Here is a 25,812-nt window from a genome sequence, read left to right as displayed (position 1 = left end):
ATTAATCAAAAAGCGCTTCTAAAAAGCCAAGGGTTTGTTTGCGGTCTTTCACAATCATTACCGGAATGTTTTTTTCAACTTCCGCCAAGTCTTCCGAAGTCCGGTCAAGAATGACATTCGCCAAATCAGACTTGATCTTGGACCCGATCATAATCAGGTCAGCTTGGTTCATCAGTCCGTAGTGGTATAGCAGCTGGGCTTCATCATAGTTTTTGTCATATTGAAAAGAGCAAGGAATGGCCTGAGGATCCAGGTTCAGTCGCTTCATAAATTTCACATACTCTTTTTCCCCATGCTTGCTCATCTTTACCTGCAAGCGCTTTTCATCTTCAGGGGCATAGTTCGGAAAATGACTAATTGGAATTTTATAGGCGTGAAGAGCCATGATCCGCGCTCCGGTATGTTTACTTAAACCAACTGCTGTCCGCATGGCAATTTCTGACATTTTCGAAAAATCGATGCGCACCAGGATGGTGTCTATTTTAGCAACCGCCGTTTCACTCACCAAAACAACCGACGAAGGTGTTAAGGGCATTACCCGGCGGGCCAAAGAGCCTCTTCCGAAATAGCCAACTTTCTTTCCAAACAGGGTCAGGTTAATCTTCTTGTCACGTGTAAATTGCAGCAAATTGTCCGACTTGATTCCTTCCAGCACCACCGCTTCTGTAATGATTTCGTTGTGGTGAGGAAAAGCAGTGGCCAGCTTCTCTTCCAACTCTTCCTGAATCACTTTACTTATCGGCTGTTTCAGATCCGGAAATTCACTTAAAATTTCGCGCGGCAAATCATAGCTCTGCAACAAATGAAGGAAATAGATTTTTTGAGCATTCGTTTGTTCCACCAGGTAACTGGCATAATTAATCAAAAAATCATCCATCTCCGTCAGGTCCATGCAAACCAATATGTTATCTAATTTTTCCATAATCTTTACTGGTTTAAAACAACTATTTCGACTCTCTCTTTTTCAGAATATCGACAATGATTCGCTGATAATCCTTCTGTTCCTTCTCCCGCAAGCGTTCCATCATCTCGACATGCTCACCCCGTAATCCTTTCATCAAACTCCAGGCAATAATAATCAGAATAACAGCAAACGGCAGCCCGGTAGTAGTTGCGGCTGTTTGCAGTGCCTGCAAACCACCACCAACCAAAAGTACCGCAGCAATCGCACCTTCTGTCAGTGCCCAGAAAATACGCTGAGCAACAGGTGCATCCAGCTTCCCGCCAGCCGTTAAGCTGTCAACCACCAGTGAACCGGAATCGGAGCTGGTGACAAAGAAACTGGCCACTAACACTACACCAACCATGGAAGTAATCGAGGAAATTGGAAACTGCTCCAGCAGCACATAAAGCGAAGTGGCCACATTGTCTTTTACCGCACCGGTGATATCGGCCAGGCCATTCAACTCAAGAAACATAGCACTGCCCCCAAAGGCCGACAGCCATAAAAAAGTCAGCAAGGAAGGAACAATCAGTACCCCTAAAACAAATTCTTTAAGCGTTCGTCCCCGCGAAATACGGGCAATGAACATGCCCACAAAAGGCGACCAGCTGACCCACCAGGCCCAATAAAATACCGTCCAGCTGTTTTGCCAATCCGATTGCTGATAAGTCTCTGTCCAGAAACTCAATTCAAAAAAGTTCTGCACATAACTTCCCAGGTTCTGCACAAAGGAGTCGACGATAAACAAGGTAGGCCCAACCAGAATGATGAACAGCAAAAAGAGACCGGCCAGCACGATGTTGATTTCACTCAGTCGTTTCACCCCCGCACTCAGCCCGGCCACAACCGAACCTGTTGCTGCAAGCGTAATCAGAATTATTAAAATAACCTGGGTGTTGATGTTGTTGGGCAGATCAAACAGGTGAGCGAGTCCGGCACTTACTTGCTGCACCCCCATTCCCAGTGAAGTTGCCAAACCAAAAAGCGTAGCAACCACCGCCAGTACATTGATAATCTTTCCAACAGGGCCATTGATGCGACGCCCCAAAATAGGGTAAAATATGGAACTGATGGTCAAGGGAAGTCCTCTGTTAAACGTAAAAAAGGCCAGTGCCATGCCTACCAAGGCGTATATTCCCCAGGCATGCAGCCCCCAGTGCAAAAAGGTGAGCTCCATGGCTACCCGGGCCGCTTCTACCGTTTGATCTTCAGAGATGGGCGAATTAACAAAGTGATTCATGGGCTCACCCACACTCCAAAACAAGATTCCAATTCCCATTCCTGCACTAAAAAGCATGGCAAACCAAGCGCCCTTCGAAAATTCGGGTTTGGCATTCCGCCCTCCCAGTCTGATTTCGCCATACTTGCTAAAGGCGATGTAAAGCACGAAAACAAGAAAGAAATTGACTGCCAAAACAAAGAACCAGCCTCCAGTATCAGAGATGGTATTCTGAATTTTACCGAACACCTCCTCCATGGGGTCGCCTACAATCAAGGTTATGGCAATAAACAAAATGACAACGATCGCTGCTGGCCAGAACACAGGAGCATCTACATCAAAGTATCTTTTCGTCGATTTTAATTCGGGATTAATTTCATAGTTTTCTTCTTGTTCTGCCATAGCTTTTCATATTAAGATTTACATTGTAAAGAGCTAGCAGGAAGTTACTTTAGGCTTTTGATGTAAGATAAGAAAACTGAAAGGCTAATGCAAACATACGGGGAAGCAATTGATTTGAATATAAGAACCATGCCCACAAACAGTGGTTCCAATCGATTAAAAAATCCGATCCTTTTTCAAAGATCGGATCCAATTAATGTCATCCGATAAAGGTGTTTCACCACACACTATCAGCTCGATAAACCATAGGCCTGTTTATGCTGCTTAAATGCTTCCATCACTTCCCGGGTGATGGGGCCCGGCTTACCGTCAGCCACCTGATGATCATCCAAGGTGGTAACCGGCATAATATGCTTGGTAGTGCTCGACAAAAAGACTTCATCGGCTGTTAGTAGTTCTTCCAGGCTCAGTTCAGCCTCTGCAAACGGCAGTTGTTTGGCTTTCAAAATCTCCAGCACTAAGCCCCGGGTAACACCTTCAAGCACATTTTCAGACGGAGTGATTACCTTCCCCGCTTTCACCACAAAAAGGTTGCCACGCGAAGTTTCCTGTACTGTTTTTCCATTGTGGAACAGCACATCCGTCACTCGTGGATCGCTTTGTTCGTTCATCCAATATTGTCCGGCCAGGTAGTTCGTCGATTTGGCTTTTGGCAGAAAGCGGTCAAAAGCTTGCAGAACCAAACGAACCCCATCGGCATAAAACGAAGCAGGATAGTCCGGCATTTGCGTAGGAAAAGCATACAATGATGCTTCATAATGCGCTTGAAAAACTGCCTCGTGTGGCAAGGCAAACAGCTTGATAAAGCCGTTCCAGAGCTCGTTTCTCTCTATTAATTCAGCGATGACTTCACCCAGACGATCATCAAAATTGGTTTTGACCTTTAAGAGTCGCATGCTTTTTAAAAACCGACTTACATGCCGATCGCCATAAAAAGGCTTTCCGTTAATCACCTCTAAAAACTCAAATGCACCGTAGCCCCGGTTAATCGAAAGACTCGTAATGGGAATACTTATTTCCGATAAATTCCGGTAAGAACCATTGTCAAATCCAATCATAGCGTAAATAGTTGTTGCAACGAAATTACAAAGGATTATTCAGTTTTCAGGCGATCTATTTCTGAAAGAAACGATGAGCCAGATTCTTTTTCCAACCCAGATTCAACACAAAGTCTACCAATCGTTGCTAACTATAGATCAATCAATCCCTTCCCTTTTAAGCAATCCTCCATTCTCCCCCACACCTAACCATCAAACTCAATCTTTCCACAGTTTATTATTACTTTTACAGCTCTAAATATTTAACTGTGAGTCAAAAAATACTATTCATCACGCCACCGTTCACGCAGCTCAATACGCCGTATCCTGCAACCGCCTATTTGAAGGGTTTTCTAAATACAAAATCCATTCCTTCCCATCAATGTGATTTGGGGATTGAAGTCATTTTAGCCTTGTTCTCCACCAACGGATTGAGCTCTCTTTTTCAAGATATTGAAAGCAGAAATCCTGAGTTGTCCGATAACGCCCGGCGTATTTTTAATTTACACGATGAATACATCCACACGATTGATCCGGTTATTGCTTTCCTGCAAAACAAAAACACCGCTTTGGCTCATGTGATTTGCGAAAGGAGTTACCTGCCCGAAGCTTCCCGTTTTGCCCATACCGACGACTTGGACTGGGCTTTTGGAACTATGGGCTTGCAGGACAAAGCCAAGCACCTGGCGACACTTTACCTGGAAGATCTTTCTGACCTGATTGTGGAAGCCGTCGATCCTCATTTCGGTTTTAGCCGTTATGCGGAGCGCTTAAGCAGTTCGGCCAATACGTTTGATGAAATCCACCAATCACTGCTTGAACCAGACAGTTTTATTGATCGGTTGACACTCACTTTACTGGAGCAAAAAATAGCCGACTATCAGCCAACAGTGGTTGCCTTTTCGGTTCCCTTTCCGGGAAATCTGTACAGTGCCCTGAAATGTGGTCAATGGTTAAAAGAACACCATCCAGCAATTCCAAGAGTCATGGGTGGCGGCTTTCCTAACACCGAGCTACGTTCACTTTCTGATCCTCGAGTGTTTGATTTCGTTGACTTTATTACCTTGGACGATGGCGAAGCAACGACTCTCCTGCTGCTTGAACACTTGGATGGCAAACGTGAAGCCGATTTGCTAAAACGTACATTCAGACGCGTTAACGGAGAAGTGATTTACAGTGATGGTGCCACTGAAAGAGATATTTCACAGGCCGATGTGGGCATTCCCGATTACTCCGATTTGCCGCTTCATCAGTACCTTTCAGTGATTGAAATTGCGAATCCCATGCACCGCCTTTGGAACGATGGGCGCTGGAATAAACTCACCCTGGCGCATGGCTGCTATTGGGGCCGTTGCACCTTTTGCGACACTTCGCTGGACTACATCAAACGCTACGAGCCTAGCAGCGTGCAGCTATTGGTCGATCGCATGGAACAGCTCATTAAGCAAACCGGGCAAATTGGCTTCCACTTTGTTGACGAAGCAGCCCCACCAGCCTTGATGCGCGCGCTTGCCCAGGAAATTATCCGCCGCAAACTCAGTGTCGTTTGGTGGACCAACATTCGTTTCGAAAAAAGTTTTTCCTACGACTTATGCCAGCTCCTGAGAACATCGGGCTGCATTGCAGTATCCGGCGGATTGGAAGTGGCCTCCGACCGCTTATTGGGCATGATCAACAAGGGCGTCAGTTTGACCAAAGTAGCCAAGGTAACTGATAATTTCACCCAGGCAGGAATCATGGTGCATGCCTACCTGATGTATGGCTTTCCCACGCAAACAGCCCAGGAAACCATCGACTCCCTGGAAGTGGTCCGCCAGCTGTTTGAAGCAGGAGTCATTCAATCCGGCTTTTGGCATCAGTTTGCGATGACAGCGCACAGCCCAGTCGGTCTTCATCCCGAAAAATTCAACGTCAAAATAGAAAATAAAACGGTGGGCACCTTTGCCAATAACGACCTGGTTCATAGCGATCCGAGTGGCTGCCAACATGAGCTGTTCAGCGAAGGACTAAAAGCATCGCTCTACAACTATATGCATGACATTGGCTTTGATCTTCCATTACAGGAGTGGTTTGATTTTAAGGTGCCACACACCAAAGTCAATCCGCACTTTATCGAACAGGCGATCGAATCGCAGGAATACCAACCCGTCAGCTCATCCGCATCCATTGTTTGGATCGGAGGAAAAGCCACCATTGATTACTTCAGTAAAAAGAAGAAAAAACGAAGCTACCCGATGGCGCAGCTAGCATTTTCGAATAAACATTCAGAAATCAGCATTCAACTGAAAGAACAGGAAGGAAAATGGCTCATGGAACAGCTTCCACGATTAGCTGTTGAAAACACTTCTCTGGCGACTTTTGACGAACTGCAAACGAGTTTTGAGGAGGAAACCGGCGAAGATTTTATCCTTTTTTGGAACAGCAAGCCCATGATGAGCTTGAGAAAAAACGGTTTGTTGATGCTTTAGCAAACGAAATAAGCATTTAAAATCAATCGTTTTTGCATTGGTAATCTATTCTTTCGGCTCAAAATTTCGTTTATCTTTGTAGCCCTTAAACAGAATTGGTTTTCACCATAATAAAAACACCTTGAGATGTCAAAATACAAACGTACCCTAATTACTTCTGCCCTGCCGTATGCCAATGGACCAGTGCATATTGGTCACCTGGCCGGTGTTTACGTTCCGGCTGATATTTACGCCCGCTACCTTCGTTTGAAAAATGAAGAAGTTGCCTTTATTGGAGGATCGGATGAACACGGTGTTCCGATCACCTTGAAAGCAAAAAACGAAGGAGTTACTCCGCAGGATATCGTGGATAAGTACCATGGCATGATCAAAGATTCATTTGCCCGCTTTGGTATTTCATTCGACGTGTATTCACGGACCAGTGCAGAAATTCATCATGAAACAGCCGCCGAGTTTTTCAAGAAGCTGTATGATGAAGGTAAGTTTGTAGAGCAAACCAGCGAGCAGTATTACGACGAAGAAAACAAGCAGTTTTTGGCCGACCGCTACATTGTTGGAACCTGCCCCAAGTGCTCGTTCGAAAAAGCGTATGGCGACCAGTGCGAAAGCTGCGGAACTTCGCTTAGCCCAACGGAGTTGATCAACCCAAAATCCATGATCAGTGGAAATACGCCGGTGCTGAAAGAAACCAAACACTGGTACTTACCACTTGACCAATACGAACCTTGGTTGAAAGAATGGATTCTGGAAGGACACAAAGAATGGAAATCAAATGTTTACGGGCAATGCAAAAGCTGGATTGACAGCGGCTTGAACCCAAGAGCAGTGACCCGCGACCTGAACTGGGGCGTTCCCGTACCGGTTGAAGGCGCCGAAGGGAAAGTGCTATACGTATGGTTTGACGCGCCTATTGGCTACATTTCAGCCACCAAGGAGCTGACTCCGGACTGGGAGAAATGGTGGAAAGATTCGGAAACCAAAATGCTGCACTTCATTGGAAAAGACAACATTGTCTTCCACTGCATCATTTTCCCAAGTATGTTGAAAGCCGAAGGAACTTACATTCTTCCTGAGAACGTTCCAGCCAACGAATTCCTGAACCTGGAAGGGGACAAAATCTCCACCTCACGAAACTGGGCAGTTTGGTTGCATGAATACCTCGATGAATTCCCCGGAAAAGAAGATGTACTAAAGTATGTATTGACCGCCAATGCTCCGGAAACCAAAGACAATGACTTTACCTGGAAAGATTACCAAGCCCGGAATAACAACGAGCTGGTTGCCGTGTTGGGTAACTTTGTCAATCGGGCGTTGGTGCTAACTCAAAAATATTACCAAGGCGAAGTGCCTGCTTTGGGTGAGCTAAACGAAGTAGACCAAGCGGCCTTAGCTGAAATTGGCCGCTTGAAAGGAGAAGTTGAGAAGAGTCTGGACAACTACCGTTTCCGTGAAGCGCTGAAATTAGCCATGGATTTAGCTCGTTTGGGCAATAAGTACCTGGCCGATGAAGAGCCTTGGAAAGTGGTAAAAACAGACCCGGAACGCGTTAAAACGGTCATGAATATCTGCTTGCAGATCACAGCCAACCTGACCATTATGCTGGAGCCATTCTTACCAATGAGCATGGATAAGCTTCGTGGTTTCCTTAACATGGAGAAATTGGAATGGAGCGAGCTGGGCCGCACGGATTTACTGGCTGCCGGACACCTGACCAACAAACCTGAATTGTTGTTCGAAAAGATTGAAGATGCCGTTATCGAAGCTCAGGTGCAAAAGCTGCTGGATACTAAAAAAGCCAACGAAGCGGCTGAAGCCGTGGCCAAACCAGCAAAAGAAAATTGTACGTTCGACGATTTCATGAAAATGGATATCCGCACCGGAACCATTTTGGAAGCAGAGTTGGTTCCAAAAACCAAGAAACTGTTGCAACTGAAAGTTGATACAGGAATTGATAAACGGACCGTTGTTTCAGGAATTGCCGAGCATTACAAACCCGAGGATATTATTGGAAAACAAGTTTCGATTTTAGTGAACCTGGAGCCACGCAAAATTCGTGGAATTGAGTCACAGGGCATGATTCTGATGGCTGAGGATGCCGATGGTACCCTACGCTTCGTTTCTCCGGAAGAAAAGGTGAAAAACGGCTCAGAAATACGTTAATAAAGACAGTCGTGCCAACACATGTTGGCGCGCTTCCGTAAGTTGCCGTACTGCCTTTGCGGATCGGCCACTTACTCTACATATAACAAGAACCGCTTTTGTACGCAAAGGCGGTTTTTTTATTGCCTAAACTTCATCACGAGTGGTATTGATCAAATGAAAAGCTTCAGTCCAAAGGGCATGTCGAAAATCTGATTACAAACTGTTTAATCCGAACAACGGTCAAACACCCGTAAAAACAGGCTTTCTATTTCTTATTTCAAACAAGAAACATGATTTTTGATCAGGTTATCTCATCTTCCAATCGTTTAATTTTGGCCCCTTCAAAAAATAATTACCATGAAAAAGTTATTGGGTGTTCTATTTTCAATCGTAATAGGCAGTAGCCTGTTTGCCCAACCAAGCGCGATTTACAATCCGGAAGCGAATGCTAAAGCTGTAATTCAACAAGCGGTCGAACAAGCCAAAGCAGAAGGCAAACATGTGTTTCTGCAAATTGGAGGGAACTGGTGCCCCTGGTGTATTAAATTCCACCGTTTTGTTGAAAACGACTCTGAAATCAAAGCTTTTGTTGATGCCAATTATGTGGTGGTCAAAGTGAACTACAGCAAGGAAAATAAAAACCTGGATGTACTGAAATCATTGGACTTTCCGCAACGGTTTGGCTTCCCTGTTTTTGTTGTTTTAGATGCCAGCGGAGAACGTATACACACGCAGAATTCAGCCTATCTGGAAAAAGAGGGTGCCTACGATCCCAAAGAAGTGCTCCTTTTCTACAAGCAATGGTCCCCCCTGGCTGTGGATCCAAACACTTATCATAAGTAATCAATAAAAAATATGATATTCATTCTTTCTTTTGGGCTGAAATAGCCTTAATTTGTTGAAGCAAAAATGTACTAATTTCATGAAAGCAATTGTAAAAAGTAAACCTGAACGTGGCTTATGGATGGAAGAAGTCCCCATGCCCAAAGTTGGACACAATGATGTCCTGATTAAGATAAAGAAAGCCGCCGTATGCGGTACTGACCTGCACATTTACAAATGGGATGAATGGGCCCAAAACACGATTAAAACGCCTGTAATCATCGGACACGAATACATGGGTGAGGTAGTTGAAGTAGGCTCTGAAGTGGATCGGGTACATGTGGGCGAACGCGTAACGGTTGAAGGCCATATTTCTTGTGGTTTTTGCCGAAACTGCCGGCGTGGACGTCAACACATTTGTGACCACACTGTAGGAATTGGCGTGCAGCGCGATGGTGGTTTTGCTGAGTATATTTCAGTTCCCGCCAAAAACGTATTAAAAGTAGATCCCCGTATTTCTGATGAAACAATGGCCATCATGGACCCTCTGGGAAATGCGACCCACACAGCCCTCTCCTTCCCGCTTTTAGGCGAAGATGTGCTGATTACCGGTATTGGTGGTCCCATTGGAGCCATGGCTGCTGCTGTCTGCAAATTTGCAGGTTCTCGCAACATTGTGGGAACCGACCTCAGTCCTTACCGACGTGAGTTAGCCCGCAAAATGGGTGCAACAAAAGTCATTGACCCTACCAAAGAAAGTGTTCGCGAAGCCATGGGAAGCCTGGGCATGGTTGCCGGATTTGACATTGGTCTGGAGTGCAGCGGATCTCCCATCGCTTTCAACGATATGGTGGAGAATATGTATAATGGCGGGAAAATTTCCTTACTCGGCCTATTGCCCAAAAACACACAAATCAACTGGAGCAAGCTCATTTTTAAGGGGCTAACCCTGAAAGGAATTTACGGCCGTGAAATGTACGAAACCTGGTACCACATGGAAATGATGCTTACATCAGGACTCGATATTTCACCGGTTATTACACATCGTATGAAGGCCGATAATTTCCAGGAAGCTTTTGACATTATGGAAGAAGGCAATTGCGGTAAAATTATTCTCGACTGGGAATAAAAGAATACGGTCTTGACTTTGAATGTGAAAAGACATAATTTTAGTATGAAATAATTATCACCTTATTCATCTAATTATGAGAAAAAAACTTGCTTCACTTATTGGCGGCACCTTGTTGTGTGTCTTCGCTTTATCTTCTTGTTACACGTACACCAGCGTTGTTGGAGATGGTGCTCAAGGAAATAAAGAAGTTACTGAATGGAACCATTATGTAATTTATGGTTTGGCTCCGGTTGGCGTTTCAGATTCAAAGGAGATGGCTGATGGCGCAGAAAATTATGAAGTAACAACACGACAAACGTTTGTTAACGGATTGGTTTCTGGTTTAACCTTTGGCATATACACGCCTACCACGACAACCGTGAAGAAGTAAAGAACAGGTTTAAGGAAGCCTAAAGTCTTAATGATCGAAAAAAAACATCCCTTCAGTTATTAGTTAACTGAAGGGATCTCTATTTTAAATTCCATGAAAAAAGCAGCGTTTGGTCTCGTTTCTATTGCTTTGATTTTTGTAATCATCCGGCTGATCAATCATCTCTTGCAAACAGATGGTTTTAACAGTTATGACTTCGGATACTTAACAGGCTTACTACTCATTGCCCTCTTACTTGTCACGTTCCTGTTTCTTTTAATCAGGCGAATCAAAAAATCATAGCCGTTTTTAGCACGCGCAACCTTTTGCTAATAAGCCACAGCGCTACGATCCTGTTTTTTCACGTGGAACAAGCCTTTTAAGCATCCAGCTCAACCCAAACAGGGCAATGGTCCGAATGAACCACATCGGCCAAAATACCAGCTCCTTTCACCTTTGATTTTAAGGGTTCAGTCACCATGTGATAATCAATTCGCCAGCCCTTGTTGCGTGCCCGCGAGCCAGCCCGGTAACTCCACCACGAATATTGGTCCGGCTCGGAAACAATCTCCCGAAAACTATCACAATACCCATCATCAACAAACTGCTGGAACCACTCCCGCTCTTCCGGCAAAAATCCCGAAGTATTTTGCTGCTTCTCCGGATTGTGAATATCAATCCATAAACGACAAATGTTATAATCGCCCGAAACCACCAAATTGGGTCGTTCTTTGCGCAGTTCATTCAAATAAGCCTGAAAATCGGCCAGAAAATCCATCTTATAGTCCTGTCTGGGGCCTCCGGTAGTTCCCGAAGGAAAATAAGCACTCAGCACGCTTAAATCACCAAAATCAGCGCGGATCACCCTTCCTTCAACATCATATTTCGGGTTATTCATCCCATACTCCACATGGTCAGGTTTTTCTTTACACAAAATAGCCACACCGCTGTATCCTTTCTTTACGGCCGAGTGGGCATAAATTTGATAGCCCAGAGATTGAAAAGTTTCTTCCTCCATTTGCCCGGGCTGTGCTTTCGTTTCCTGAAGACAAATAATATCAGGAGCCTCATTGACTAACCAATCCTGAAAACCCCTTTTTATGGCAGCCCGTATGCCATTCACATTATAGCTTAAAATCCGTTTCACTATTTTTCTTACTTTTGAATTAGAATAGAAATCGAAAGATATACATTCTTCACCACAAAAATTTAGAAGTTGAATAAAGGAATCGTTATAAAATCTACCGGAAGTTGGTATACCGTCAAGTCTGAGACTGGCGCCAAAGTCGAATGCAAAATCAAAGGAAAATTCCGTTTAAAAGGGATTAAAAGTACCAATCCCATTGCTGTGGGCGACCATGTCGAATTCAAGTTTGTTGAAGAAGAAAGCGAAGAAAATACCAACGTAAATAATGGATTGATTACGAAGATTATCGAACGAAAAAATTATATTATTCGTAAATCGCCAAACCTCTCAAAACAATCGCACATTATTGCCACCAATATTGATCAGGCTTTTTTGGTGGTAACCATCAACTACCCGGTCACCACAACAACTTTTATTGATCGCTTTTTAGTTTCGGCTGAAGCCTATCGTATTCCATGTACTTTAATCTTTAATAAGATTGATCGTTACAACAGCCAACAACACCAACAAATGGATGAGCTTATTGAACTGTATGAAAAAATAGGCTACCGCTGTTTAAAAACGTCAACCAAGACCAAAGAAGGGATGGATACCCTCAAAAGTTGGATGCAGGATAAAACGAATGTTTTTGCGGGTCACTCAGGCGTTGGAAAATCAACCCTCATCAATACCATCGAACCAGGCTTGCATTTAAGAACAAAAGAAATTTCGGATTACCACCAAACCGGAAAACACACCACCACCTTTTCCGAAATGTTTGAGTTGAAGTTTGGAGGCTACATTATTGACACTCCCGGAATAAAAGGTTTTGGTGTTTTGGAAATGGAGAAGGAAGAAATATCACACTACTTTCCTGAAATGTTTCAGCTTCTTGAAAAATGTCAGTACTACAATTGCACGCATACCCACGAACCCAACTGCGAGGTGAAAAGATATGTCAATGAAGGTGAAATCGCTGATAGTCGCTATTTTTCATACCTCGGCTTGCTTGATAACGATGTGAAGTACAGAAATTGAGCTAGATTGAATAAAAAAACGAACGAATAAAAACAGTTAATAATTCAATCTAAAAATCTATTTATCAGCGGCTTAATTTGTAAAAATCGAACACTTTAACTGCTTTAGAATCGCCTATTTCATCGGCAACCAACCGATAGGGTTGTTTTTTTAAATTCTCAACGCTCTTAAATCGCTTTAAAAGTGCCTGAATGGTCTTCTCCCCCACTCCGGGGATTTTTTCAAGCTCCGAGTGGATAAAATTTTTGGATCGTAATTTTCGGTGAAAGGTAATTCCAAACCGGTGAGCTTCATCCCGGGCAAATTGAATCAACTTCAAACTTTCAGAACTTTTATCCAGGTATAGCGGAACCGGATCACCCGGGAAAAATATTTCCTCCAGTTTTTTGGCAATTCCTATGATGGCAATTTTTCCACGAAGCTTTAAAACCCCCAGCGCGTTCAATGCCATTCCAAGTTGCCCCTTACCCCCATCGATGATGATTAATTGTGGAAGCGTTTTCCCTTCATCCAACAATCGCTTGTAGCGTCGGTAAACAATTTCTTCCATCGAAGCAAAATCGTTAGGCCCCTCCACCGTCTTAACATGATAATGGCGATATTCCTTTTTAGCAGGTTTGCCATTTTTAAAAACAACACAAGCGGCAACCGGATTTGTACCCTGCAAATTCGAATTATCAAAACACTCAATGTGGCTGGGTAACTCCTTTAACTGAAGATCGCGCTGCAGGGTTTCTAAAATCCGACGACTACCATCTTTCGGCTTAGCAAGAGTTTGCTGTTTCTCTTTTTCCAAACGAAAATACTTCGCATTTCGAAGAGACAAATCCAGGAGTTTCTTCTTATCTCCCCTAACCGGAACTTTAAACGTGACTTTGTCCAATTCAAATTCCGGTTCGAAAGGAACAATTAACTCTTTAGCATTTGAAAATATTTTTTGACGAATATCAACAATCGCATATTCTAAAAGCTCCTCCTTTGTTTCATCCAAGGCTTTTTTTATTTCCGTGGTGTAAGTTTGAACAATCGCTCCGTTGATTACTTTCAAGTAATTGACGAAGGCTGCTTTTTCAACCACATCAATTGAAAACACATCCACATCTGTAATGGTAGCACTAACAACCGTGGACCGGTTTTGAAATTTCTCCAGAATTTGCAATTTCTCTTTGACCGAATTGGCCTCTTCAAACTGAAAATTCTCAGAATAACGATGCATTAATTCGCGCAAATAATTAATGACAACAGAAATATTCCCCTTTAAAATATTCCGGATTTCAGCAATGTACTCGTTGTATTCTTCTTCCCGCTGAAACGCCTCACACGGTCCCAAACAATTTCCAATGTGGTATTCTAAACAAACTTTGAGTTTTCCAGTACTTATATTTTCGTGCGAAAGATTGTATTTACACGTTCGCAGTTTATACAATTTCCGGAAAAGCTCCAGCAAGGTACGCACCGTCATAACCGAAGTGTAAGGACCAAAATATTGGGAGCCGTCGCGTATTACATTTCTGGTTTGAAACACTCTCGGAAAACGTTCATTTTTGATGACAATCCACGGGTATGTTTTGTCATCTTTCAAACGAATATTGTAGCGGGGCTGATATTTTTTTATCAGGTTATTTTCGAGCAACAAGGCATCTTGTTCGGTCTCCACCACCAAATGTTTGATGTCTGCAATAGCTCGAACGAGCAAGGCCGTTTTTCGATTTTCATGATTCTTTGAAAAATAAGAGGCTACTCGCTTCTTCAGATTTTTGGCCTTCCCAACGTAAATAATCTTGCCGGTATTATCAAAATACTGATAAATCCCAGGCTGATCCGGCAAGACGGAAACCTGCTTTTTTAAGGCATCCATGTTTCTATTTACGGCAGAATATTTCAACGATAAAAAATGCTAATTAGTACTCAACCAAGGTGTGGGTTTCATATTTCGAAAGGGTCTCTTTTTTTCCGTTTTCAATAAATTTCAAATCGCAGATAAACGAAAAATAGACCTTCTTGACATTCATTTTTTCAACCAAATTCAGAGCTGCCAAAGCCGTTCCTCCGGTCGCCAAAAGATCATCATGAATCAACACAACGTCGTCTTGACACAGGGCATCTTTATGCATTTCAATCGTATCTGAACCGTATTCTAACTCGTAAGATTCGGCAACAGTTTCGGCTGGCAATTTCCCCTTTTTGCGGATTGGAACAAAGCCGGCATCCAACAAATAAGCTGCAGCTCCACCAACAATAAAACCTCGGGATTCGAGTGAAACAATTTTGGTGATTCCTTTATCCTTGAATGTTTCGTATACTTCATTGACCACTTGCTTAAAGGCAACCGGATCTTTCAGCATCGTTGTAATATCTTTAAAACTAATCCCCTTTTCGGGGTAATCCGGCACCTCCCGGATGATTTCTTTTAAATTCATAGTTGATTTCTTTTTTGTGTTCCACGTGGAACATTAGCGTCCTAACATCACTAAAAGCACGTTTATATCGGAAGGATTAACTCCCGAAATACGGCTGGCCTGCCCGATTGTTTTGGGTTGAATGCGCGTTAGTTTTTGCCGCGCTTCGGTGGAAATAGTATGGATTTTTTCGTAGTCAAACTTACCTTCAATATTGATATTCTCAAGCCGCTTAAACTTGTCCGCCATCAATTTTTCACGCTCTATATAGCCAGCATATTTGATCAAAATTTCGGCCGATTCTACAATCTCTTCAAAGCGATTTTTAGGTACAATCTCCAACATTCGTTTAAAAGGTGTAACCGGTTCGATGACATCAAAAATAGAAATTTGAGGACGAGAAATAACATCTTTTAGCTTTACTCCTTGTTTCAACGGAGAAGTATTTTTAGCTTCTAAAACGGCATTTATAAATTGCGGCTTGATCGAAAAATTGCTAACAAATTCAATAATTTGATCACGCAATTTTAACTTTTCCTCCAGTAAATCCATTCGTTCCTGAGAGGCCAATCCAAGCTCAAAAGACTTTGGCGTTAACCGTACATCGGCATCATCCTGGCGCAATAAAATACGATACTCGGCACGCGAAGTAAACATCCGGTAAGGCTCATCTACACCTTTCGTGACCAAATCATCGATTAAAACACCAATATAAGCCTCATCCCTACCCAAAGTAAATTCGTCCTGATTATGGGCTTTTAAATGGGCATTAATACCACAAATAATACCTTGCGCAGCTGCCTCCTCATAACCGGTCGTTCCGTTGATCTGTCCACCGAAATAAAGGTTGCGGATATGCTTTGTTTCTAACGTGTGGTAAAGCTGTGTTGGATCGAAATAGTCGTATTCAATGGCATAACCCGGACGGTAAATTTTGGCATTTTCCAAGCCAGGAACCAGGCGCATAGCTTTATACTGAACCTGCCATGGTAGGGAACTTGAGAAGCCATTCAGATAATATTCATTCGTCGTTTCGCCTTCCGGCTCCAGGAATAACTGGTGTTGCTTTTTCTCGGCAAATGTTACCAATTTTGATTCAATACTGGGGCAATAACGAGGACCCGCACTCTGAATCGTTCCATCGTACATGGGAGATTCCTCAAAACCTTCCTCCAAGGCTGCATGAACTTCAGGAGAAGTATAGGTAATCCAGCAACTCCTCCCCTTCAATTCGCTTTTCACATCGGGTAAATAGGAAAATTTATAATGTCCTTCATCGCCCTTTTGCTCCGTTAATTTCGAAAAATCAATAGAACGTCCATCAATCCGGACCGGAGTTCCGGTCTTCAAACGACCAGTTTTAAAGCCAGCTTCTGCTAATTGATCACTGATAAAATAAGAAGCCGACTCCCCTATCCTACCCCCTTCCATCTTGGATTGGCCAATATGCATCAATCCATTCAAGAAAGTACCATTGGTAAGAATGACGGTTTTGGATTCAAATTCGACTCCAATTCTTGTTTTAACTCCCTTCACTTTGCCATTTTTAAGGAGCAAATGAATGACCGCATCCTGCCACAAATCCAGATTGTCGGTATTCTCCAAAACCGTTCGCCAGTATTCCGAAAAGCGAAAGCGGTCACTCTGAACCCGAGGACTCCACATAGCAGGTCCCTTGGAGCGATTTAACATGCGGAACTGAATAGACGATCGATCAGCAATAATGCCGGTATATCCACCCAAAGCATCAATTTCGCGTACAATCTGTCCCTTGGCAATTCCACCGATCGCCGGATTGCAAGACATTTGAGCATATTTGCCCATATCCATGGTTATGAGTAAGGTTTTCGACCCCAAATTGGCTGCTGCCACGGCTGCTTCACAACCGGCATGCCCCCCTCCCACGACAATTACATCATAAATAGGTAACATCATAAAAAATTTAGATGGCAAAATTAATAGAAAAGCTTAGAAATGAATAGCTTAATACACACTCAGGTAATAATCTTCTTTGCTGGTCATAAGCTGCTTCTCATCTGCTTCCTTATCCTTGTAGCCCAACAGATGGAGAACACCGTGAATAACGATCCGGTTCAATTCGTTGGCAAAACTAACTTGATATTCATCCGCATTTTCCTTGACCCGGTCGACACTAATAAAAATATCACCTGAAACAATGCCATCTTCAACATAGTCAAAAGTGATAATATCAGTATAGTAATCATGGTTCAAATACTGCTTGTTAATCTCCAGCAAATAATCATCACTACACAAAATAAAACTAAGTTCACCAGGCTCCTGGCCTTCTTCGGTAATTGTACTATTAATCCAGCTAGTAATTTTTGGTAAGTCTAATTGAAATTCTTCAATATCCTCAAAGTAAAAGTTGATGTTCACGACTCAATTTAAATTTAATTTTTATCAACGATCCATTATTCACAAATTCAACATCATCCGCTAAATTCCGAATAATGAATATTCCTCTTCCACGCTCATTTTTAATATTTTTAGTATCGGTCGGGTCTGGAATATCGTGTAGGTCAAATCCGTTGCCTTCATCCTCAATTTCAATACAGATCATATTGTCCTGATATTCAGCGCGAATATCAACCAACTTATTAATATTATGTCTGTTTCCATGAGAAATAGCATTATTAACTGACTCACAAACAGTTAACATTACAGATCCAAATTGTGTTCCAGGTAGTCCAGCTTCTTGAAGAAACGAATGTATGAATTTTTCAACATCATACAAATAGGTTAAATGAGATGGTATGCTGAGCCGCTTTTTCAATTTTCCTTTCTTAGATTATTGATATACTCCCTATATTTCCGATCATAGAATTTCCGCAACTGATAGTTATTTCTTTCAATAACTTCCTCCAATTGTTTTTCATGCTTTTTATACTCAAAAAATTCAATTGGGTTACTGTAAAATTTATCCTCGGCAGTTTTAGAATCCCGCTGATCATCTACATCTCTCTCCATTTCAGCCTTTTCAGCCTTTAATAATTTATTAAGAATTAATTGCTGTCTGCTAATCATTTCACTCGTTAAGTTCTTGTGAGCCAAATCCGCCACGTTTTGCTCCAACAACTGGTTGATTTGTTTAAGCTGCTCCTCAGCAGCACTTCCAACTTCTGAATTCATGAGCAATTCACGAATCATTTGCTGCATCATCTCTTGTTGAGCAAGCGTTTTTCCAATCTGTTCACTCCCCTTCCCTGATTGACCCGATTTCAGTTGATCAATCATTTGCTGCAACTGTTCTTTCATGCCTTGCTGGGCTTGCTTTAAAAGATTCATGGTTTCACTAGAATCAGATCCCGGCTTGTCGCATTGCTGATCGCCCGGCATGGCATAAGCCATTTGCTTTTGCAAATTATCCAGGGCTTCATTCAAAAACAGAGCCATGTTATTGGCCGAAGTTATGGCATATTGCTGCTGATTCAAGGAAGCATGCAGCCGGCTTTCCTCCAGTTCGTCCAAAGCCTTGTCCATGGCCAACTCTAATTTAAAAAGCTCCTTGGTAACTACATTGGCGATGGCCGGTGTTCGTTTGGCAACGGCAAACAAGGAATCCTTCACAACCTGGCTTTGCTTTATTAGATGATCCTGCTCCAGTCGAACCTGATTTAGGCGCGGATCGTTCTGATCAAGCAGACGGATTTCATCATACAAGGCCTCTTGATTTAATGAAAGATATATCAAGTTATCCAAAATTTGCTGCAAATCCCGCATATTTTCCATTTGCTGTTGCTGCATATTCATGGCCATCATCTGATCCAAAATGAAGGAAGCATTGTCATAGTTTTCGGCATTGTGCTGAATTTGCTCAACAGCTTTTCGCTTCCGTTTGTTTTGAAGGCTCTCCCCTACTCCATCGTAAGTCGAATTAATTTCCTCAAACTCCTTGTCCAGCGATTGCAAATTCATCGGCTGCTCAAGGGTCTGATTAAGCTCCAAAGCATTTTTCAAATCATTCTGAATATCCTTCAATTTATTTTGATTCTCGATTTCTTTCGAATTGGTCTCATCAAAGTTTCGATGTTCGTCCAGTTCGTAGGCAATTTGCTTTTCTTCTTCACCAAGTACTTTTAATACATCAACAAGCTCTTCCAGTTCCTGCTCCACTTTCATCCGTTTTAGCATTTGAAGATTTCGCTCCAATTGGTTTTCCAAATCTGTCATGGACATTTCCGAACGACGCGACAATTCATCAAATTTGGCTTGATCAAACTCCTTAGCCAACTCATTAAACTCATCAAAAAGCTTCTTCAATTCCTCGTCAAAAACATCATCGAGCAATTCTTCAATCTGCCTTTGTTTTTCAACCAAGGCTGCTTTTTCTTCAGAAAACGAATTTTTGAGGGCATTCATTTCGGCATTCTGCTTCTGAACCTGGTTCAAAATTTCCTCCAGCTGCTTTTTCTTGTTCAGAATTTCGGTAACCAATTGCTGCTTTTCCCAATCCGAGGAATTTTCGCTCCGGCTTTTAAATTTCAACTCATCAATGGCCTGCTGAATATCATGCGTCAACTCAAAACTCTCCTCCATTAAAAGCTCCAAATCCTGAAAATTCTGATCATCTAACTGATCCAATTCCTCCAAAGAAGGAAAAACAAATTGGAACGTTTCGGAAACCGCTTCTTTATAGGAATGAAAATAATCGTTATCGCGCACTGAAAAATAATAATCAACGCGATCAGTCAACCCAACCAACTCTTTAAAATCGAAGGTGAAGTAAAAATCCTGTTCATGAAGATTCTTCAATAGCGGCAATGCAATCAAGCTATCCTGCTGTTTGATCATTAAATGATAATTCAGGTCATGAAAGCCATAGTCATCTGCAATACTTCCTTTAAAGTAAAAACGGGTATAAGTAACCGAATCGCGTAACTGAGCTACATCAATTTTGGGGTATAAATCCGGAATCACATCCAAGCGAAACCTTAGTAAATCGCGATAATCAAAATAGCTGTTTTTGATCGATACCGTATAATCCACATTTTCCTTGGCCATATATTCTACAGTAAACGTTTTCGAATCCGGATTAACAATTATAGGCACTCCATTAACTGCAAAAAACAGTGAATCGGTATCCATCGTTTTAAATACCCATTTGATCTTCGATCCAAAAGGAACTTCCAAATCCCCCAGCATACTTTGTTGTTTTGACTCATAACCGGTATAAGCGGGCGGTTTTATTTCAACCGAGTATTCCAAAATAGCCGGTGACGGTAAAACTTCAACCTGGTAATTCGACGACCGATATTCGAGATTGGTAAAATAGATGCCAAAGCTATTGTTGAGATGTTCGAGTGAATAACTAAAAAGAGTGTCCTTTTTTGTCATCAGGAAATTTGAACCAGCTATATTAATATAGAGAAGATCCGGAATCTTGCTTCCATCACATTTCACTTGAAGTTTTAACCCCGTCCCTTTTTTCACCTTCAAACTATCATTCAAAATTTCGAAAGTAAAAGGTGCTGGTTTTTGAAACGATTCCTTGTAAGCCAATAATCGTTTTCCAGTGTTAGAAAACAAACCTGGAAATGTCATCGCTAATAAAAACGAAAAACAAACTAAAAGAAGAAGCATTCCCAAACTTCCTCGTAATTTTCGATAAGAAACGGCTTCTGAAAAATTGAAAATCTTAAGCTGTTCAATTTTCTTATCGATGCTTGCCCATACCAATTCCTGATGGCTTTCCTGATCGATCTTTGAGAGTTCAATTATGTTTATAATCTGATCCTCGATTTCCGGAAAATGATCAGAAATAATTTCTGCCGCCTTTTTATACGACATGCTTTTTGTTAGGCCAAGCAAGTTAAAAAATGGCCTTACGAAATAAAAAATGACGACTCCAGCAAAAAACAGAACAGAGAAATAAAAGAGCAAACTGCGGTAAAACGACCCCAAATAGCTAAAATGCTCGATCAATAAAACAATCACCAGGTAACTAAGCAGTAGCAGAGTAGACACGATAATTCCCCTTAAAAACGCATAAAAACTGTGCTTTCTAATGTATAATTCCAGTTTATCAACAAGGTGTTTATATCCCTCAGTCATATATCTTATCTCTCTATTTTAAAGTATTTTGCAACTTTACAAAAATGTTAATATCTCCGTATTTCCTGTTAATTCGACACAAATAAATATCCAAAATTAAATTTTAAAATTTGGTTTCCGATTCTGCCTAGTAATTTAATCTTGGAATAACAAACATAAGTTTTTAAAAATCACCATGAAGATATCAACAGCTATTAACATATCTCACCGTTAAAAAACCACAAAAAGTAATCAAAAACAAGAGATATTAACAGATGTTGATTTCATCGCCATTCAATTTATTTTCAGAAATAAGCCCTGTTCATATTCGGTTAATAACTGCCCAATAACATCAGATTCTCCAGTAAAACAAAAAACAGAGCAAATTTTTATACATGAAATCAACAGGCTATTATAATATCCATTTTTAATTTTTATTAAAACTTATAAATAATAATTAGGTGTTGAATTCAATTTTTTGAAAAAAGAGGGTTTCCTTTTCACTGTTTAAAGGATTAACTTTACAGTGCTTAAATGTATGTGTGAATGGAGGACAAACTTTCAATATTGCTGGTAGAAGATAATGTGCTGAATCAAAGGATTGTAACATTTAGTTTGAAGAAATTCAACCACGATGTTACGATTGCGAACAATGGTTTAGAAGCCCTGGAACGCTTTCAGGAAGCCCAGTACGATGTTATTTTAATGGATATAATGATGCCCGAAATGGATGGTTTAGAGGCTACTGTGAAAATACGGGAAATCGAAAATCAAAATCCACAGAACTTGAGAACCCCCATTATTGCACTTACGGCAAATACCATGGACAATGATCGGGATAAATGTCTCTCTTATGGCATGGATGAGTTTATGGCCAAACCTTTTGATATTGATAAATTGAAACAGATCTTTGAAGAGCTGGAAATCGTAAAATAAATTCCGCTACCCGACACTTCATGAAATAAAGCTATATTTGTTCGGTTAGAAAAGTATAGTTTTATGACAGATCAAATCGATCTTCACGATGAATCTTTTTCCGAGAGAGATGTGGATTTGGACAAGCAATTGCGTCCACTTTCTTTTGATGATTTCAAAGGGCAAAAGCAGATTGTCGAAAACCTGAAAGTTTTTGTACAGGCTGCCAAAATGCGTGGTGAAGCTTTGGATCATGTTTTATTGCATGGACCACCGGGGCTCGGAAAAACCACCTTGTCGAATATTATTGCAAATGAATTGGGCGTAAGTTTGAAGTTAACCTCCGGTCCAGTTTTGGATAAACCCGGTGATTTAGCCGGCTTGTTAACCAACCTTGAGCCAAGCGATGTGCTTTTCATCGACGAGATCCATCGTTTAAGCCCCATAGTGGAAGAATATTTGTATTCGGCTATGGAGGACTATAAAATTGATATTTTGATCGACAAAGGCCCCAGTGCACGTTCAATTCAATTGGAGTTAAATCCGTTCACCTTGGTTGGAGCAACTACCCGGTCGGGTTTATTGACCAGTCCGCTGCGGGCACGTTTTGGAATCAATGCTCATTTCGAATACTACGATCTGAGTATTCTGACCGGAATTGTGAAGCGTTCAGCGAAAATTCTGAATGTGGAGATCAAAGACCAGGCGGCCCTGGAAATTGCTTCCAGAAGCCGTGGAACACCTCGAATTGTAAATGCGCTGCTTCGACGCGTACGTGACTTTGCCCAGGTGAAAGGCAATGGCAAAATTGATTTGGAGATTACGCGGTTTTCACTCGAAGCACTCAATATTGATCAGCACGGTTTGGATGAAATGGACAATAAAATTCTATCGACCATCATTGATAAATTCAATGGAGGACCTGTGGGAATTTCTACCATTTCAACGGCTGTTGGTGAAGATTCAGGAACCATTGAAGAGGTGTACGAGCCCTTTTTAATCAAGGAAGGTTTTATCAAGCGTACACCCCGCGGACGTGAAGTAACCGACCGGGCCTACAAGCACTTGGGAAGAATTAATTACAACGGCGGACAAACACCTAGTCTTTTTTAATCAGTTTGACCTCGTATAAATGGGGCCAAAGTTTTCCAGTGATGTACATCTTTCCGTTGTCGGGATGAATGGCAATACCGTTTAAAACGTCAATGGGTTTATCCGGATTATAAAGCACCGAAAGCAAGCCTTCAAAATTGATATGGCCCAGCACTTTTCCTGTGTTTGGATCAATCTTTACCGCATAGTTGGTGGTGTAAATGTTGGCATAAAGTTCGCCTTGGTAGTATTCCAGTTCGTTCAAATATTTTACCGGCCCGCGGTCGTCATAAACCTGAAGCTTTTTGACTTCCTCGTAGGTTTCCGGGTCAATAAAATGTAAGAATTCGGACCCGTCGGTTTTAATTAAATGCGTACCGTCGTGTGCCAACCCCCAGCCTTCGGGCGTGCTGAAAGTAAATGAATCAATACGGGCAAAAGTGTTCAGATCATAGACAAAGCCTTTTTGTGCTTTGTAGGTCAGCTGGTAAATTTTCTGGTCAAAAATGGTGATCCCTTCACCAAAATACTGGTCTTCCATCTTGAATGATTTCAAAACAGATCCGGAATTCAGGTCAAATTTGAAAATGCCCGATTTTCCGTATTCTCCTGTACTTTCATAGAATTCGTTGTTGTGAATTTCGAGACCCTGGGTGAAGTGTTCGGTATTGTGTGGGTACGTGTTGACCACTTCGTAGCCGTAATTGGCCGGTTTTAAATCCGAAACCACTTCAAATGACTGAAAAGTAATACCTTCTACCCCATCTGTTTTAGTGGCCAACAGCTTGATGCTGTGTTTACCGAGCTCATTAAGCCGGCCAACAGCAAAGTTAAACTCCAGCTCATCACTGGTTTGAATCAACTTATTGTCCACATATAGTTTTGAATCTTTGATTTGGCCATCGCTGTTTTTTACTCGGATTGAAATTGAAATGGAGTCCCCAAATTCATAGCGGTTTTTTTGAGGATGAAGGCTGATTTTTGCGACAGGTTTTCTGGACCTCTTGGGAGAATTGGAACAAGAAATAAAAGCAACAAAAAGCGATACCGACAGCAGTAAAAGTGAAAATTTCAATTTCATTTTGAATTCAGTTTATTTTGAATGACTAAAAATACACAAACTTAAAAGATCCGGAATCAAACAAAATCTTTTTGCCTGAAAAAAAACAGCTTGAATCCCTATCTTTGACAAAATTTTGACGCATTGAATTCATTTAAAAAGTTAGCCGGAGAAACAGCCATTTATGGTATGAGCAGTATTGTTGGACGCTTTATCAACTGGTGGCTGGTACCTTACTATTCCTTTATATTTCTGACGTCTGAATACGGCGTAGTGACCAACCTGTATTCCTACATGGCTTTTCTGTTGGTTTTTTTAAGCTATGGCATGGAAACTGGTTTTTTCCGGTTCGCTTCGCAGGCCGAAAATAAAGAACGCGCTTATTCAAGTGCTTTAATTTCCTTGTTTGGAACATCCATGGGCTTTTTGTTGGTGGTGTTGGCCTTTTCAAAAGACATTGCCGCCTGGATTGATTACCCCGATCATCCGGAATACATTCAATGGGTAGCCTTGATTGTGGTGTTGGACACCCTTACGGCCATTCCGTTTGCCAAATTACGGATTGAATCAAAAGCCGTGAAATTCGCCGTGCTGAAGTTCGTCAACATTTTTATCATCATATTTCTGAATATTTTCTTCTTCAGCATTTGTCCGTCTTTGCTAAAAAATAATCCTGAAAGTTGGGTGAAGTTGATTTATTCCCCGGAACTGGGCGTAGGCTATGTTTTCATTTCAAACCTGATTGCCTCGGTTATCAGCCTGATTTTGCTGGTACCGGAAATGATAGTCAAACTGCAACTTGATAGACGGTTGCTGAAGGAAATGGTGTGGTACTCCTTCCCCATTCTGATTGTTGGAGTTGGTGGAATAATGACTCAACATATCGACAAAATATTACTTCCAAAACTGTTACCCGAAAGTCAGGAGCCAATGTCGCAGCTGGGAATTTATGGCGCCAATGTTAAACTCGCTGTCATTCTAAACATGTTTATTCAGGCGTTTCGTTATGCGTTTGAGCCTTTTTTCTTTTCCCAGGTTAAGTCAGAAGATAACAAGCGCGGTTATGCCATTATCATGAAGTATTTTGTGCTTTTTGGCTTAAGCATCTTTTTGGGCATCTGTTTATACATCGATTTGGTGAAACTAATTGTGGATGCCAAATACCACTCGGGTTTAAATGTCGTTCCCATCATTTTAATGGCGAACCTCTTTTTAGGCATTTACTACACCCTTTCACTTTGGTATAAACTGACCGATAAAACCCGCTATGGCGCTTACTTTTCACTGGCCGGTGCCGGAATCAGCTTAATCCTGAATATCCTTTTCATCCCACAATTTGGATATATGGCCTCAGCTTGGGCCATGCTGATTTCCTTTGTGGCCATGGTGGTACTTTCCTACAGCTTCGGTCAAAAGTATTTTCCGGTCAACTACCCCTTAAAACGCATTGGCCTTTACTTTGCTGCTGCTTTGCTTATTTACTTTGCGGCAAGTTTGTTAAACCTCACCCCCTCGGTGTGGATGTACCTCATTCATACCTTGCTGATTAGTTTGTTTTTATTGTTAGCTTTTTTATTAGAGCGAAAAGAAATTTATCGGTTTCTTAAGTAAGAAACT

20 protein-coding genes are annotated in these 25,812 nt (G+C 41.7%); 9 read left to right on the top strand and 11 right to left on the bottom strand.

Going from position 1 to position 25,812, the window contains the following annotated elements; genetic code table 11:
- Position 1: 1 nt before the first annotated feature.
- The 3 genes from Q1A18_RS08360 to Q1A18_RS08350 all read right to left on the bottom strand — a co-directional run bounded on the left by Q1A18_RS08360 (position 2) and on the right by Q1A18_RS08350 (position 3,622).
- Positions 2–922 carry a universal stress protein gene (locus tag Q1A18_RS08360; RefSeq protein WP_299578493.1) on the bottom strand — a complete coding sequence of 307 codons (921 nt, stop codon included), beginning with the start codon at positions 920–922 and terminating at the stop codon, positions 2–4.
- A gap of 22 nt (positions 923–944) precedes the next feature.
- Complete coding sequence (locus tag Q1A18_RS08355; RefSeq protein ID WP_299578492.1) at positions 945–2,564, bottom strand: BCCT family transporter; 1,620 nt, start codon at positions 2,562–2,564, stop codon at positions 945–947.
- A 230-nt stretch (positions 2,565–2,794) separates the two neighbouring features.
- Entirely contained in the window at positions 2,795–3,622 is an 828-nt protein-coding gene (locus Q1A18_RS08350; protein WP_299578491.1) for an aminotransferase class IV, read from the bottom strand.
- A 248-nt stretch (positions 3,623–3,870) separates the two neighbouring features.
- Here Q1A18_RS08350 and Q1A18_RS08345 point away from each other — a divergent pair, with 248 nt between their 5' ends.
- The 5 genes from Q1A18_RS08345 (at position 3,871) to Q1A18_RS08325 (ending at position 10,535) form a co-directional block, all read left to right on the top strand.
- A complete protein-coding gene (locus Q1A18_RS08345) occupies positions 3,871–6,069 on the top strand; it encodes a radical SAM protein (RefSeq protein ID WP_299578490.1) in 2,199 nt (732 codons plus the stop codon).
- A 126-nt stretch (positions 6,070–6,195) separates the two neighbouring features.
- Complete coding sequence (gene metG, locus Q1A18_RS08340; RefSeq protein WP_299578489.1) at positions 6,196–8,229, top strand: methionine--tRNA ligase; 2,034 nt, start codon at positions 6,196–6,198, stop codon at positions 8,227–8,229.
- Between the two features lie 339 nt (positions 8,230–8,568).
- Positions 8,569–9,054, top strand: coding sequence for a thioredoxin family protein (locus Q1A18_RS08335; protein WP_299578488.1), 486 nt, complete (start codon positions 8,569–8,571; stop codon positions 9,052–9,054).
- A gap of 79 nt (positions 9,055–9,133) precedes the next feature.
- Positions 9,134–10,162 carry an L-threonine 3-dehydrogenase gene (gene tdh / locus Q1A18_RS08330; RefSeq protein ID WP_299578487.1) on the top strand — a complete coding sequence of 343 codons (1,029 nt, stop codon included), beginning with the start codon at positions 9,134–9,136 and terminating at the stop codon, positions 10,160–10,162.
- Between the two features lie 76 nt (positions 10,163–10,238).
- Positions 10,239–10,535 (top strand): Bor family protein, encoded by a 297-nt coding sequence (locus Q1A18_RS08325; RefSeq protein ID WP_299578486.1) that lies wholly within the window; start codon positions 10,239–10,241, stop codon positions 10,533–10,535.
- 358 nt (positions 10,536–10,893) lie between these two features.
- Here the strand turns inward: Q1A18_RS08325 and Q1A18_RS08320 are convergent, their stop codons facing one another.
- Complete coding sequence (locus tag Q1A18_RS08320; protein WP_299578485.1) at positions 10,894–11,661, bottom strand: exodeoxyribonuclease III; 768 nt, start codon at positions 11,659–11,661, stop codon at positions 10,894–10,896.
- 69 nt (positions 11,662–11,730) lie between these two features.
- On the opposite strand from Q1A18_RS08320, the gene rsgA reads away from it, so the two are divergent.
- Positions 11,731–12,678 (top strand): ribosome small subunit-dependent GTPase A, encoded by a 948-nt coding sequence (rsgA, locus tag Q1A18_RS08315; RefSeq protein ID WP_299578484.1) that lies wholly within the window; start codon positions 11,731–11,733, stop codon positions 12,676–12,678.
- Between the two features lie 64 nt (positions 12,679–12,742).
- Here the strand turns inward: rsgA and uvrC are convergent, their stop codons facing one another.
- Genes uvrC through Q1A18_RS08285 form a run of 6 tightly spaced genes read right to left on the bottom strand, consistent with a single transcriptional unit; the run spans position 12,743 to position 20,432 of the window.
- Positions 12,743–14,536: an excinuclease ABC subunit UvrC gene (gene uvrC / locus Q1A18_RS08310; protein WP_299578483.1), complete on the bottom strand. Its 1,794-nt coding sequence runs from the start codon at positions 14,534–14,536 to the stop codon at positions 12,743–12,745.
- Positions 14,537–14,579: 43 nt separating this feature from the next.
- Positions 14,580–15,098: an adenine phosphoribosyltransferase gene (locus Q1A18_RS08305; RefSeq protein ID WP_299578482.1), complete on the bottom strand. Its 519-nt coding sequence runs from the start codon at positions 15,096–15,098 to the stop codon at positions 14,580–14,582.
- Between the two features lie 33 nt (positions 15,099–15,131).
- A complete protein-coding gene (gene mnmG / locus Q1A18_RS08300; protein ID WP_299578481.1) occupies positions 15,132–17,012 on the bottom strand; it encodes a tRNA uridine-5-carboxymethylaminomethyl(34) synthesis enzyme MnmG in 1,881 nt (626 codons plus the stop codon).
- Between the two features lie 48 nt (positions 17,013–17,060).
- On the bottom strand, positions 17,061–17,474 hold the full coding sequence (gene ybeY, locus Q1A18_RS08295; protein ID WP_299578480.1) for an rRNA maturation RNase YbeY: 414 nt from the start codon (positions 17,472–17,474) through the stop codon (positions 17,061–17,063).
- A complete protein-coding gene (locus Q1A18_RS08290) occupies positions 17,452–17,871 on the bottom strand; it encodes an ATP-binding protein (protein WP_299578479.1) in 420 nt (139 codons plus the stop codon). Before Q1A18_RS08290 ends, ybeY begins: the two co-directional genes overlap by 23 nt.
- Positions 17,868–20,432, bottom strand: a complete 2,565-nt coding sequence (locus Q1A18_RS08285) for a DUF4175 family protein (RefSeq protein ID WP_299578478.1) — start codon at positions 20,430–20,432, stop codon at positions 17,868–17,870. Before Q1A18_RS08285 ends, Q1A18_RS08290 begins: the two co-directional genes overlap by 4 nt.
- A gap of 1,242 nt (positions 20,433–21,674) precedes the next feature.
- Between Q1A18_RS08285 and Q1A18_RS08280 the strand changes: the two genes are divergently transcribed.
- Positions 21,675–22,064 carry a response regulator gene (locus Q1A18_RS08280; protein WP_299578477.1) on the top strand — a complete coding sequence of 130 codons (390 nt, stop codon included), beginning with the start codon at positions 21,675–21,677 and terminating at the stop codon, positions 22,062–22,064.
- 63 nt (positions 22,065–22,127) lie between these two features.
- Positions 22,128–23,156, top strand: coding sequence for a Holliday junction branch migration DNA helicase RuvB (gene ruvB, locus Q1A18_RS08275; RefSeq protein WP_299578476.1), 1,029 nt, complete (start codon positions 22,128–22,130; stop codon positions 23,154–23,156).
- Here ruvB and Q1A18_RS08270 read toward each other — a convergent pair.
- The gene (locus Q1A18_RS08270; protein ID WP_299578475.1) at positions 23,143–24,216 is read right to left on the bottom strand and encodes a glutaminyl-peptide cyclotransferase; all 1,074 of its coding nucleotides are present in this window, start codon (positions 24,214–24,216) and stop codon (positions 23,143–23,145) included. The genes ruvB and Q1A18_RS08270 overlap by 14 nt on opposite strands.
- Before the next feature lie 123 nt (positions 24,217–24,339).
- On the opposite strand from Q1A18_RS08270, the gene Q1A18_RS08265 reads away from it, so the two are divergent.
- Positions 24,340–25,806 carry a polysaccharide biosynthesis C-terminal domain-containing protein gene (locus Q1A18_RS08265; RefSeq protein ID WP_299578474.1) on the top strand — a complete coding sequence of 489 codons (1,467 nt, stop codon included), beginning with the start codon at positions 24,340–24,342 and terminating at the stop codon, positions 25,804–25,806.
- The last annotated feature ends 6 nt before the right edge of the window (positions 25,807–25,812 follow it).

Source organism: uncultured Sunxiuqinia sp. (assembly GCF_947495665.1).
Taxonomy (GTDB): Bacteria; Bacteroidota; Bacteroidia; order Bacteroidales; family Prolixibacteraceae; genus Sunxiuqinia; species Sunxiuqinia rutila.
The sequence above is the reverse complement of the archived record's forward strand: the minus strand, read 5'-3'. Positions and strand labels throughout refer to the sequence as shown.

Bases quoted from the DNA above. Each gene is read 5' to 3' on its own strand.
- Q1A18_RS08360 (WP_299578493.1), bottom strand. From the start codon at position 922: ATGGAAAAATTAGATAACATATTGGTTTGCATGGACCTGACGGAGATG.
- Q1A18_RS08355 (WP_299578492.1), bottom strand. From the start codon at position 2,564: ATGGCAGAACAAGAAGAAAACTATGAAATTAATCCCGAATTAAAATCG.
- Q1A18_RS08350 (WP_299578491.1), bottom strand. From the start codon at position 3,622: ATGATTGGATTTGACAATGGTTCTTACCGGAATTTATCGGAAATAAGT.
- metG (WP_299578489.1), top strand. From the start codon at position 6,196: ATGTCAAAATACAAACGTACCCTAATTACTTCTGCCCTGCCGTATGCC.
- Q1A18_RS08335 (WP_299578488.1), top strand. From the start codon at position 8,569: ATGAAAAAGTTATTGGGTGTTCTATTTTCAATCGTAATAGGCAGTAGC.
- tdh (WP_299578487.1), top strand. From the start codon at position 9,134: ATGAAAGCAATTGTAAAAAGTAAACCTGAACGTGGCTTATGGATGGAA.
- Q1A18_RS08325 (WP_299578486.1), top strand. From the start codon at position 10,239: ATGAGAAAAAAACTTGCTTCACTTATTGGCGGCACCTTGTTGTGTGTC.
- uvrC (WP_299578483.1), bottom strand. From the start codon at position 14,536: ATGGATGCCTTAAAAAAGCAGGTTTCCGTCTTGCCGGATCAGCCTGGG.
- Q1A18_RS08305 (WP_299578482.1), bottom strand. From the start codon at position 15,098: ATGAATTTAAAAGAAATCATCCGGGAGGTGCCGGATTACCCCGAAAAG.
- mnmG (WP_299578481.1), bottom strand. From the start codon at position 17,012: ATGATGTTACCTATTTATGATGTAATTGTCGTGGGAGGGGGGCATGCC.
- Q1A18_RS08285 (WP_299578478.1), bottom strand. From the start codon at position 20,432: ATGACAAAAAAGGACACTCTTTTTAGTTATTCACTCGAACATCTCAAC.
- Q1A18_RS08280 (WP_299578477.1), top strand. From the start codon at position 21,675: ATGGAGGACAAACTTTCAATATTGCTGGTAGAAGATAATGTGCTGAAT.
- ruvB (WP_299578476.1), top strand. From the start codon at position 22,128: ATGACAGATCAAATCGATCTTCACGATGAATCTTTTTCCGAGAGAGAT.
- Q1A18_RS08270 (WP_299578475.1), bottom strand. From the start codon at position 24,216: ATGAAATTGAAATTTTCACTTTTACTGCTGTCGGTATCGCTTTTTGTT.